The 12,280-nt window shown below is 59.6% G+C and carries 10 protein-coding genes; 5 read left to right on the top strand and 5 right to left on the bottom strand.

Going from position 1 to position 12,280, the window contains the following annotated elements; genetic code table 11:
• The first annotated feature begins 176 nt into the window (after positions 1-176).
• The 4 genes from VK725_RS15820 to VK725_RS15805 are packed head-to-tail and all read left to right on the top strand — an operon-like array spanning position 177 to position 4,664.
• Complete coding sequence (locus VK725_RS15820) at positions 177-1,652, top strand: glucoamylase family protein (protein ID WP_325319017.1); 1,476 nt, start codon at positions 177-179, stop codon at positions 1,650-1,652.
• A 59-nt stretch (positions 1,653-1,711) separates the two neighbouring features.
• Complete coding sequence (locus VK725_RS15815) at positions 1,712-2,971, top strand: sugar ABC transporter substrate-binding protein (RefSeq protein WP_325319034.1); 1,260 nt, start codon at positions 1,712-1,714, stop codon at positions 2,969-2,971.
• On the top strand, positions 2,968-3,846 hold the full coding sequence (locus VK725_RS15810) for a sugar ABC transporter permease (RefSeq protein WP_325319016.1): 879 nt from the start codon (positions 2,968-2,970) through the stop codon (positions 3,844-3,846). The genes VK725_RS15815 and VK725_RS15810 overlap by 4 nt, the downstream gene beginning before the upstream one ends.
• On the top strand, positions 3,846-4,664 hold the full coding sequence (locus VK725_RS15805; protein ID WP_325319033.1) for a carbohydrate ABC transporter permease: 819 nt from the start codon (positions 3,846-3,848) through the stop codon (positions 4,662-4,664). Before VK725_RS15810 ends, VK725_RS15805 begins: the two co-directional genes overlap by 1 nt.
• Before the next feature lie 58 nt (positions 4,665-4,722).
• On the opposite strand, the gene VK725_RS15800 is transcribed toward VK725_RS15805, so the two are convergent.
• Complete coding sequence (locus VK725_RS15800) at positions 4,723-5,811, bottom strand: sn-glycerol-3-phosphate ABC transporter ATP-binding protein UgpC (RefSeq protein ID WP_325319015.1); 1,089 nt, start codon at positions 5,809-5,811, stop codon at positions 4,723-4,725.
• A 143-nt stretch (positions 5,812-5,954) separates the two neighbouring features.
• On the opposite strand from VK725_RS15800, the gene VK725_RS15795 reads away from it, so the two are divergent.
• Positions 5,955-7,307, top strand: a complete 1,353-nt coding sequence (locus VK725_RS15795) for a GH1 family beta-glucosidase (protein ID WP_325319014.1) — start codon at positions 5,955-5,957, stop codon at positions 7,305-7,307.
• Here the strand turns inward: VK725_RS15795 and thrC are convergent, their stop codons facing one another.
• From thrC to VK725_RS15775, 4 genes are all read right to left on the bottom strand, one after another.
• Positions 7,308-8,642, bottom strand: coding sequence for a threonine synthase (gene thrC / locus VK725_RS15790; protein ID WP_325319013.1), 1,335 nt, complete (start codon positions 8,640-8,642; stop codon positions 7,308-7,310). It lies immediately after the preceding gene.
• Positions 8,639-9,628, bottom strand: coding sequence for a homoserine kinase (locus tag VK725_RS15785; protein WP_325319012.1), 990 nt, complete (start codon positions 9,626-9,628; stop codon positions 8,639-8,641). The genes thrC and VK725_RS15785 overlap by 4 nt, the downstream gene beginning before the upstream one ends.
• The gene (locus VK725_RS15780; RefSeq protein WP_325319011.1) at positions 9,625-10,770 is read right to left on the bottom strand and encodes a homoserine dehydrogenase; all 1,146 of its coding nucleotides are present in this window, start codon (positions 10,768-10,770) and stop codon (positions 9,625-9,627) included. Before VK725_RS15780 ends, VK725_RS15785 begins: the two co-directional genes overlap by 4 nt.
• Before the next feature lie 357 nt (positions 10,771-11,127).
• Positions 11,128-12,204: an alpha/beta hydrolase gene (locus tag VK725_RS15775; protein ID WP_325319010.1), complete on the bottom strand. Its 1,077-nt coding sequence runs from the start codon at positions 12,202-12,204 to the stop codon at positions 11,128-11,130.
• Positions 12,205-12,280 lie beyond the last annotated feature (76 nt).

Genomic DNA, 12,280 nt, shown 5'->3' with positions numbered 1-12,280 from the left:
CTCGTCCCCTCGCCGATTGCTCATGATCGGAGTGGAAAAGGAGCAACACTGCACGGATGTCGTTCTGCCCCGGACAAGGGCGCGCTGTGTGTTTCGCGGACCGCAGCGCGTCCCGGCGAAAACCGAGCCATCGATTCGAACCGCCACAACTTTTCCACTCTTAAGTCGTCCCCACGATGGTCACTCACGTATTTCGACATGCACTCATAAGCGTTCTGGTCGCCGCGCTGGCGATCGGCAGCAGCTGGTCGTCGCCAGCACTGGCGCGCACCAACACCGCAACCTTCGACACACTGCCTGCAAGTGAGCAGGCGATGGTTGCTGATCTTGAAAAGCGCACGTTCCAATGGTTTTGGGATAGCGCCAACCCGTCCAATGGTTTGATTCCCGATCACTGGCCGGGCAGCGCAAATGACGATCGGTTTTCGAGCATCGCATCGGTGGGCTTTGGGTTGACGGCCTATGGCATCGGCGTTGAGCGTGGCTACATCACGCGCGATCAGGCTATCGATCGCACACTGGCGACGCTACGCTTTTTCGCCAATGCCGACGAAGACGCTAGTGAAGACGATGCGTCGGGCTATCACGGCTTCTTTTATCACTTCCTCAACATGCAAACCGGCAAGCGGTTTGTGCGTGCAACCGAGTTGTCCAGTGTCGATACCACGCTACTGCTGGGTGGCGTGTTGTTCGCGCAGTCCTACTACGACCGCGATACGCCGAAAGAAAAGGAAATTCGTGCACTGGCCGACACGATCTATCGCCGCGTCGACTGGACATGGATGCAACCACGCGCGCCGCTCATCAGTATGGGCTGGACACCGGGCGGCAAGTTCATTCCTTCCGACTGGAAAGGTTACGACGAGGGTAAGTTGGTCTACATCCTCGCATTGGGCTCGCCCACGCACGCCATTGGCAGCGATGGATGGTCCGCATGGACAGCAACGTATCCTCGCGACTGGGGCACGTTTGAGGGCCAAACCTTCCTGAATTTCTCACCGCTATTCGGTCATCAATACAGCGAATCGTGGGTCGATTTTCGCGGTATCCGTGACGCATGGAGCCGCGAGCATGGTCTGGATTACTTTGAAAATGGCCGTCGCGCGACCTATTCGCAACGCGCCTATGCGATCGCCAATCCGGCGCATTGGAAAGACTACGGCGCCAATATCTGGGGTTTGACCGCCTGCAATGGTCCGGGTGATTTCACCTTCAAAATCGCCGATGGCACGACGCGCGAGTTCTTCGGCTATTCGGCACGCGGCGCCGGACTCGACTATATTTCGGACGACGGCACCATCGCGCCTACGGCGGCCGGTGGTTCCATCGCGTTTGCACCCGAAATCGTGGTTCCTGCCCTGCAGGCGATGAAGGAGCAGTATGGCGATTACGTCTACGACAAATACGGATTTGTTGACGCGTTCGATCCCAGTTTCGATGGCGCGGTTACACCGGAACATGGCCGTTACGTCGCCGGCAAGGGGTGGTTCGAGACCATGCAGCTCGGTATCGACCAGGGGCCCATCGTGCTGATGATCGAGAACTGGCGCAGCGGATTGGTGTGGCGCGTAATGCGCAAGAATCCTTATATCCGCAAAGGGCTCGAGCGCGCCGGTTTCACGGGTGGATGGTTGAGCCAGGCGACGAATTAGCCATGCGCCAACATCGCCTGCGAGATGGCTTCATCACGATGTCGCTCTGGGCGCTGGTTATGACATGTGTGTTTGCGTCGTTGATGGTGGGCTGTACGCATCGGATCGATCCCAACACGTTGACGTTCTGGACGTTCGGGCGCGAAGGCGAAGCGATGACACAATTGCTGCCGCAGTTCGAACGCGAGAATCCCAATATCCATGTCGTGCTGCAGCAACTACCGTTGTCTGCAGCGCATCAGAAACTACTCACGGCGTTCGCGGGCGATTCCATTCCTGATATGACGCAACTTGGCAATACGTGGATGCCTGAGTTCGTCACACTGAATGCTTTGGAGCCTTTGCAAACGCGTGTCGCCCAGTCGCCGGTTGTGAAGCCGAACGATTACTTCACGAGCATTTGGAATACCAATGTCTACGAGGGCCGTTTGTACGGTGTGCCGTGGTATGTCGATACGCGCCTGCTTTTTTATCGCAACGATCTTCTGAAAGAAGCCGGTTTCGATGCGCCGCCGCGCGACTGGGCGCAATGGCGTCGCATGCTCGCTGCATTGAGTCATCCGGATCGTGGCGTCTACGGCATTCTTTTGCCGACCAACGAATACGAGCAGCTCATGTCGTTGGCGCTGCAGCAGCCAGATCCGTTGCTGCGCGACGGCGGCCGCTACGGCAATTTCGAAAGCCCCGGTTTCAAGCGTGCATTGGCGTTTTACGTCGATACCTTCCGATTGCACGAGGCACCCGACATCACGAATGTCGAAGCGGGCAATCCGTGGTCAGAATTCGGGCGTGGCGTGTATGACTTTTACTTCTCCGGTCCCTGGAACATCGGCGAATTTCGCAAGCGTCTTCCTGCGTCCGAACAAGGTGACTGGAACACCGCCCCATTGCCTGGTCCCGATGGTCCCGGTGCATCGGTAGCGGGCGGATCCAGTCTCGTCGTTTTCCGCAATTCCACACACAAGGACGCGGCGTGGAAACTGATCGAATACCTTTCACGTCCCGAAGTCCAGGAGCATCTCTACGCACTGCTTGGCGATATGCCGCCACGCCGTAGCTCGTGGGCCAGCGGCAGCCTGCACGACGATCCCAAGGCGGCCGCATTCCGCGAACAACTTGACGACGTCAAGCCCACGCCGCCGGTTCCGGAGTGGGAGCGCATCGCCAATGAGATGCAACTGGTTGCGGCCCAGGCTGCCGCGGGCGAACTGACTGTCGATCAGGCGGCCGCCGAGATGGATCGACGCACTGACCGCATTCTCGAAAAACGGCGCTGGATTCTCGATCACAATCAGGTTGCGATAGGAGGGCGCCCATGAATCGGCACCGTGTTGCGTGGCTGTTTCTCGCACCGGCCATGGTGATTCTCGGCGTGTTCTTTCTTCTACCTGTTATCGCCGCCTTGCTCCTCAGCTTCACCGATTACGACCTGTATGCGCTGGCCGATATTCACAACCTGCGCTTCATCGCCTTGAACAACTACATCGAATTGCTGCATAGGCCTTTGTTCTGGTCGGCACTTGGACATACGCTTTATTTCGTGGCAGTGGGTGTGCCCTTGTCGATGCTCGTCTCGCTGGGCGCTGCGTTGCTGCTCAATTCGCCACTCGCACGGTGCAAGCCTTTTTTCCGCACTGCGCTGTTTGCGCCTGTGGTTACCACTGTGGTCGCGGTCGCCGTGGTCTGGCGTTATCTCTTCAACACCAAGTACGGATTGATCAATGTCGCGCTCGGATGGGTCGGCATCCATCCGATCGATTGGCTTGGCGATCCGCATTGGGCAATGCCGGCGATCATTCTTTTCGCGGTGTGGAAGAACTTCGGCTACAACATGATCATCTTCCTGGCAGGATTGCAGGCGATACCCGTCGAACTGTATGAGGCGGCGCGCATCGACGGTGCATCGTTCTGGCAACAATTCCGCCATATCACGTTGCCCATGCTTGGACCTACCTTGCTGATGGTCGGTATCCTCACTGTAGCGGGCTATTTTCAGTTGTTCGCAGAACCGTATGTGATGACGGAAGGCGGTCCGCTGGAAAGTACGACGAGCGTGCTTTATGTGATGTACGACGAAGGGTTCAAATGGTGGAACATGGGGTCCGCCTCCGCGATTGCGTTCTTGCTGTTCATCATCGTGTTCGCTGTGACGGTTCTTATGCTGCGCGTTGGTCGTCGTGGGGATGAAGCGTGATGCCGCGCATGGCCAGGATCGTCGTTAACGGATTGCTGATCGGCGGCACGATCGTCGCGCTCTTTCCGCTGTTATGGATGCTATCGGTGTCATTCATGCAGCCCAGCGAAGCAAGCGCGCTGCCGCCGCCGCTGTTGCCCGCGCACGCCACTTTCTACAACTACCAGCAACTTTTCATTCGTGCAGGCGTAGGCGGCTATCTGCTCAACAGCTTGTTCGTGTCTACGGCAATCACCGTGCTTTCGCTTGCAATCAATATCATGGCCGGTTATGCCTTTGCCAAGCTTCACTTTGCCGGCCGGCAGCGGCTATTCAAGACAGTCGTCGGGATGCTCGTCATTCCGGCGCAGGTAGCGATGTTGCCGTTGTTCCTGATGCTCAAGTACATCGGTTTGGTGAACAACTACGGCGGCGTGATCGTGCCGGCCATGTCCACGGCATTTGGCATTTTTCTGGTTCGCCAATACGCACGGGGTATACCCGATGAATTGATGGAAGCTGCGCGCATCGATGGTGCAGGAGAGTTCCGCATCTTTCTGCAGATCGTGCTGCCGCTGCTCAAGCCGATCATGGTGACCTTGGCAATCTTTACCTTTCTCACCGCATGGAACGACTTCATGTGGCCGCTGATCGTGCTGACAGGGCAAGGGCATTACACGTTGCCGCTGGGTTTGGCATCGCTGGCGCGCGAACATGCAACGGATACCGAGCTGATGATGGCAGGCTCCGTCATCACCGTGCTGCCCGTGCTAGTGCTTTTCCTGGCGTTGCAACGCTATTACCTGGAAGGGCTGCTTATCGGCAGCGTGAAGGGATAGGCGGCCCGCCATGATGATGACTCGCGCCATTCGCACGACGCTGACGACGCAACGGCCATCAGGCGATGCGTGCGCCGCTTTCAGAATCGAAAAAGTGGATGCGCTCCACGTCGATATGAAAAGACAGCTCACTGCCGGGCGTAACGTGTTGCGATGGCGCGACACGCGAAACGAGCGCCTGATCGCCAAGGCGCAAATTGAGGAACACTTCGTTGCCAATCGGTTCGACGACTTCGACGTCGGCAGTCAAGGCCGTCGCGTGCGAGGTGGGTTGCAGGTCTTCGGGGCGGACGCCAACAACGACATGGCGGCCCAGCCAAGGCTTCAACGTCCCCGCGCGCGCGTCCAAAGTGCCAAGCGGCACCGTGGCATTGGGCATGACCAATTGCCAGCCGTCTTCTTGTTGCAGCGTGCCGCGCAACAGGTTCATCGCTGGCGACCCAAGAAACCCGGCGACGAAAAGATTAGCAGGCCTGTCGTAAAGATTCATCGGCGTGTCGATCTGCTGGATCTTGCCGCCATCCAGCACCACGATGCGTTGTCCCAGCGTCATGGCCTCGACCTGATCGTGCGTCACATAGATCGTCGTGGTGCCCAGTTGCCGATGCAGTCGCGCAATCTCCACACGCATCGAGAGGCGCAGCTTGGCATCGAGATTGGACAGTGGTTCGTCGAGCAGAAACACCTTCGGCTCACGCACCAGTGCGCGTCCCAGCGCGACACGCTGACGTTGTCCTCCCGAAAGTGCAGCGGGTACGGCATCCAGCCGGTTCTCCAGTTCCAGCAGGCGGGCGGCATCGCGCACGCGTCGATCGATATCGTCGGCTTGCTTGCCGCGCAAGCGCAAACCGAAGCCGAGGTTTTCGGCAACCGTCATGTGCGGATACAGCGCGTAGTTCTGAAACACCATTGCGATATCGCGATCCTTCGGCGCGACATCGTTCACGACCTGGCCGCCAATGCTCAGCGTGCCCGAGGAAATCGCTTCGAGTCCGGCGATCATGCGCAGCAAGGTCGTCTTGCCGCAGCCGGAAGGTCCTACCAATACCAGCAATTCGCCTTCGGCAATATCGAAGCTGGCATCGTCTACCGCCACATGGCCGTTGGGATAGATCTTGCGCACTCGGTCAAGGCGGACAGTGGCCATCGAAATGCATTACTCCGTGAGATCAATCGCGCCGTGCGAAACGGGAAACGTGCTGAAGTACTGCGTTGGATAACAGTATCAGGTTATTCTCGTTACACACTGTGTTACATCAAGCCGCACTGCGGCATAGAGAGTTTCGCATCATGAGCCGCAGCTATCGTTTCCCCACGGATTTCGTCTGGGGTGCCGCCACCTCCGCATACCAGATCGAAGGCTCGCCGCTGGCCGACGGCGCGGGTCCCAGCATCTGGCAACGTTTCGCACACACGCCCGGCATGATGGCCAATGGCGACACGGGCGACATCGCTTGCGATCATTACCACCGTTACAAAGATGACGTGCAGCTGATGCGCGCGCTGGGGCTGAAGGCGTATCGCTTCAGCATCGCGTGGGGCCGCGTGCTGCCGGAAGGCACCGGACGTATCAATCAAAAAGGATTGGATTTCTATTCGCGTCTGGTCGATGAGTTGCTGGAAAACGGCATCGAACCCAACGCCACACTGTTTCACTGGGATCTGCCCGCGGCGCTGGACGATCGCGGTGGCTGGTTGAATCGCGACAGCGCCGACTGGTTTGCCCAATACGCCAGTGTTGTCTTCAAGGCGCTCGATGGCCGGGTGAAGCTGTGGTCGACGATCAACGAGCCGTGGGTGGTGACCGATGGTGGCTATCTGCACGGTGCGCTCGCTCCAGGGCATCGCAACAAATACGAAGCGCCGATTGCCGCGCACAACATCATGCGTGCCAGTGGCGCGGGTATTGAGGCGTATCGCGCGGTGGGAAAACATCAGATCGGTGTCGTCTTCAATATCGAGCCGAAATACTCGGCATCGGACAATCCCAAGGATGTGGCCGCTACACGGCGCGCGCAGGCGTACATGAACGAGCAATTCGCCGATCCTGCGTTGCTTGGCTCGTATCCATCGGAGCTGAAAGACATCTTCGAAGATGCATGGCCCGATTTTCCGCAGGATGATTTCTCGCTCACCCAGCAGCCGGTCGATTTTGTGGGCATCAATTACTACACGCGATCGGTCGTGCGGCACGACAGGCATGCGTATCCGCTCATCGGCAAGCGTGTGTATCAACGCAACACGACGCATACCGAAACCGGTTGGGAAGTCTACGAACAAGGTCTGAAAGACACGCTGGTGTGGTTTAAGGACCGCTACGGAAACGTGCCGATTTACATTACCGAAAACGGCGCGGCGTTCTACGATCCGCCGGTGGCCGAAAGCGACGTCGTGCAGGACCCGTTACGTGTCGACTATCTGCGCAAGCACCTGCGTGCCTTGCACGAATCCATCGAGGCAGGCGTGAACATCAAGGGCTACTACGCGTGGTCTTTGCTGGACAACCTGGAATGGTCGCTGGGTTTTTCCAAGCGATTTGGTTTGTACCACGTGGATTTTTCCACACAGAAACGCACGCCAAAGGCGTCGGCGAAATTTTACGCAAACGTCATCCAGACGCATGGTGCGTCGCTCGATGACTGATCAGGTTATGGAAACGCTCTGCGCCGCGCGTTCAAGCAACCACTGACGTAATGCACTGTCCTCGGCGGCCAGTGTCTCTGCGTTGGCCGGACGTTGCAACATGGCTGCAAGTGACGAGGGCACCTCGACCGGATGACCCACTAGCGGCTCCACGACGTTTTCGAATTTGGCGGGATGCGCGGTGGCGACGACGGCCCAAGGCTGCTCATCGCCCGATGCACGCAGTTCATCCACCACGTGCATGGCTGTCGCCGTGTGCGGGCAAAACACTTCGTCGTGCTCATGCGCATGCATCGCGATGGTCGTGCAGATCGTGCGGTCATCCACGCTTTGCGCCGTGAGTTGCGCGCGTAGCGTGTCCGGTCGCGGGAATGTCCATTGCAATCGCTCGAAATTGCTTGGCGCACCCACGTCCATGGCGTTGGCAAGCGTCGCTATCGCATGTCGCGGGGAATAGTCGTCGCCCGCAAAGAATTCCGGCAGCGTTGCGTTTGCATTGCAGGCCAGACGTATCTGGCCAATCGGTAGGCCCATCTGCCGTGCCCATACCGCAGCAAGCGCATTGCCGAGATTACCCGTAGGGACGACAAAATTCAGCGGCTCGCGATGCTCGCGCCACCACGCCAGGGATGCGTGCGCGTAGTAGCTCATTTGCGGTAACAGACGTCCGAGACTGATGCTGTTGGCCGACGATAATGCCGTTCGGGATTGCAACGCCGTATCGTTCAATGCAGCTTTCACCATGCGTTGGCAGTCGTCGAAACGTCCTTGCACACGCAGTGCCCGCACGTTGTCACCGAAGCATTCAAGCTGATGCGCTTGCCGTGGCGATACGCGGCCGTCGGGATAAAGGATCACGACTTCCACAGCGGGCTGTTTGTGAAACGCAGCGCCGACGGCGGCGCCGGTGTCGCCGGAGGTTGCCACCAGGATCGTCAACGGCTGGTCGTTGTCGTGACGCAAGCGTCGTAGGCATGCGGCAAGAAAGCGTGCGCCAACGTCTTTGAATGCGGCGGTCGGTCCGTGGAAAAGTTCGAGCACGGACGTTTTGGGGTGGCGTTGCAAGGGGCGCAACGGTGTGGAGAACGTCAGTGCCTCGGCGCAGATCGAGGGAAGTTCGTGCGCGAGTTTGTCTCCCGCAAAAAAAGGTGCAAGCAGCGTCGTCGCCGTGTTGGCCAGTGTTCCGTCTGGATCAAAACTCTCCGGATGCAGCGTCGGCAAATGATCGGGCACGTAGAGACCCCCATCCGGCGCGAGCCCTGCCGCAATCGCATCGCTTAGCGTTGCGACAGGGCTCGCGCCGCGCGTGCTGGGATACCGTAACGCTGCGCTCATGCTTGTCCGTCTCCTTCAATGGAGGGAATCAACGCTGCGGCCGGCCCATCGACAGGCGCAACGAGTACATCGCTATCCAGACCCACTTCGTTGAACGCGCTGCGCATGGACTGCGCAGCCGCTTGGGCATCGGCACGGTGTTCGAACCAGCCGAAAACGCTGGGGCCGCCACCGGAGATGCTTGCGCCTAATGCCTTGTGGTCCAACGCGGCCTGTTTCACACGTGCAAAGTTCGGCACGAGCGGCGCGCGGCGAGGTTCGACCAGCACATCTTTCAAACCTTCGCGTACCAGGTCGGCATCGCTTTGCCAGCAACCGGCGAGCACCAGTGCGAGATTGGCCGATTGCGCGACGAACTCGCTCAATGCGTAGTCGCCCGCGAGCGCGGCGCGTGCCTTGCGCGTTTCGAGCACGACGTGTGGATGCACCAATGCGCAATGCCACGTTGGAGGAACGGGGACGCGCAACAGGCGATCGCGCGTCGCGAGCACCAAACCGCCAAGTAGCATGGGGCCGACGTTATCGCCGTGACGTCCACCGCTCGCCACGGCTTCGCCTTCCAGCGCGAAGCCGTAGAGCGATTCACGCGAAAGCGGGCGCTCGAGCAACGCATTGGCCGCCACCAACGCAGCAACGCATGAAGCGGCCGAACCGCCCATGCCCGAACCCAGCGCGATGCCCTTGTGCAAGGTGAGTTCGAAACCGTGCTGCAAACCCAATGCTTTGCGCAGTGCCATCAACGCAGCACCTGCGGTGTTTTGCGCTGCATCCATCGGAAGTACTTCCACGCAACCCTTGATGGCAGCGATGCGCACGGTGGGTGTATCGATGCGACGCACTTCCACGCGATCCGACGCCCCCGCCACACAGTGCCCGAGAATGTCGAAGCCCACGCCGACATTGCCCACGCTGGCGTAGGCGACGGCACAGGCAGATTGCAGACGTTGCGGGGACATCGTGGCCTTTACAGCAAGCGGAGCGTTCATGCACGTACCTCCAGCGACTCGGCAATGCGCAGCAGATCGGCGAAAGCCCCCGCCGCCGTCACTTCCGGGCCGGCGCCGGGGCCTTGCACAAGCAGCGGATTATCGCGGTAACGCTGTGTACGGAATTGCACGATGTTATCCGTAAGGCGAGTGTGCGCGAACGGGTGCGATGCGGGCAGCACATGCAGCTGGACCTTGGCGTGGCCTTCACGATCCAGGCTGGCGACGTGCCGCAGCACACCCTGTTCGGCTTGAGCCTTGGTCAGCCAGTCGGCCATGGGCGCGTCCATGTCCTCCAGCCGGTCCATGAATTCATCCTGCGAGAGGCTTGCCAGTTCGGACGGTACGAGGCTTTTCACGGCGACGTCCTGCACGGAAAGAGGCCATCCGGCTTCACGCGCCAGAATCACCAGTTTACGTGCCACGTCGATGCCCGAAAGATCGTCGCGCGGATCGGGCTCGGTGTAGCCCAGCTCGTGCGCTTCGCGCAGCAAGGAAGAGAAGGGACGTTTTCCGTCGTACTGGCAACACAGCCACGCCAGCGTGCCAGAGAACATGCCTTCCACCGCCAGCAGCTGATCGCCCGTATCGAGCAGATCGCGCAAGGTTTGCACGACCGGCAATCCGGCGCACACCGTCGCTTCATAACGAAAACGGCCGCCGTGATTGCTCGCTGCACGGATCGCCTGCCAGCGCGAAAGCGGCCCGCTGCTTGCCAGTTTGTTCGGCGTCACGACGTGAAGTCCCGAAGCCAGCCATTCGGCATAGTGCGACGCCACCGCATCGTTCGCGCTGCAATCGATCAGCATCGCGTGATGGCGATCGTTGCCGCGAACGTAAGCGGCAAATTCATCCAGATCCGTGGGCCGCCACGTTTGCGCGCCATCGTGACGTGCGTTGAGATCAGGATCATCGCAATCGAGCCACATGCGCCGGCTCGCGGCCACGCCGCGAAGTTTGAGCTCCAGACCCGTTTCGCGCGCCAAGCGTTCCTGCGCATGGCGCAGCTGATTCAACAGCACGCTGCCGACGCGTCCCGGGCCTATCAACCCCACCGCCAAAGTTCGGCGACGCGAACTGGCAGCCTGCAGCGGCGGCAGTCGGTGAGGGTGTTCGGCGATGAGTGATGCACAGCTGTCCATGGTGGCCTCCGTGGGAGGCCCCGTTCTCGCTGGCGGTTCGGGGATATGCCGGCCCGCCTCATCGAGGGCGGGGCCGTTGCGTATAAAACCTTAGTCGCGCACGTTTACCCACCCAGAGCCGATAGTTCCGGTTCCGGTTGTGGTGGTAATCGTGGTGGTCGTTGTCGTCAAAACGCCAGCATGCCCGGCGTTGGCCGGGGCGGAAAATATGCGTGCTGGCGCGATACGTGGCGACATGACTCCGAAGATAGACGGCGCTCCAAGCCAGCGTCAACTGTTCGCTAATGAAACATTGGCATGTCGCGGTTATATCTGCCGCCGGTATCTGAACCGCTGGCAGGGACACGCGACGGGGCTTTATTCGGTCTTGGTGGCGCCGATATCGGGGGATTGGGTACCGTTGCGGATCTGCTCGATGAAGACCGGCACTTCGCGATTGATCAGATCCGCGCGATCCACCTCGATGTAATGGCCGCTGCCCTTGGCGATGATGCGATGGCTGTCGGAGGACAGCAGCTTCAGCTCTTCCTGCATCTGGTTCCAGGCGGTGCGCATCTGCGTGGTCGCGGCAGGCGACAGGGTGGACGGATCGGTGGGAGAGCCATTGGGATCCTGTGAAAAGATCAGGATTGGCAGATGACCGAAGGGCCCGGTATGGCGCGTTTCGTCCATGGACTGGGCGATGTCCTTGTACTCCTCGATCCCCGCATCCACCGCCGGGGGATTGCAGGTGTTAGCAAAAATCCAACCACTCCACGCTTCCAGTCCTGGCACGACTTCGGTGCATTGGCCCGTTGCGCGTGCAATGCCTAAACGCACCATCCAGCTCATTTCGAACAAGTTCGGGGTCTGGTCGGTGACCTCTTTGGGCAGTCGCTTGAACTGATCGGGGCTGCTGCCATCGATGAAGATCAAGCCGGCCAGATCGGTCGGGTATTTCGTTGCATAGGCACGAATGTAGACACCGGCAATGGAGTGGCCAGCCAGCACGAACGGCTTCTTGATGCCGGCCTGTCCCACCAGCGCATGCAACTCATCGGCCAGCGTGTTGGCATCGTGACCGCCGGGCAACTCCTCGCTGCTACCTAGCCCGGAGCGATCGTAGGAGCACACCTGCGTGACCTTTGAGAGTTCCGGCTGGACTTTTAACCACACCGTCCAGTCGTCGCCCAGGCCCGAATCGAGGACAAGCGTCGGCGAACCGGTGCCGGTGCAGTACATATGCATCTGATGGCCGTCGACCGTGTAGTACGTACCGGGCACTGGATTCGCATTACGATAGTGACGGGTGACCAGCTCGTTCCAGGTGAATCCTGCAACGCCCAGCAACAGCACTAGAACGATCAATCCCACAGCGATTCCACCCAGGATGCGCCGCCAGCGATGCGGACGCTTCCCGTTGCTCACATCACGTTCCAAAACCCGTGATTTCATGCGGCAATGCTCCGAGGGAAGGCGTACTGGATGGTATCAGTGCGTCGCTTCCCGCGGAACGGAGTGGCCTTGCTGC

It is taken from the genome of Dyella sp. (assembly GCF_035486915.1).
Lineage (GTDB): Bacteria > Pseudomonadota > Gammaproteobacteria > Xanthomonadales > Rhodanobacteraceae > Dyella_B.
This window is presented reverse-complemented; position numbering and strand designations above follow the sequence as displayed.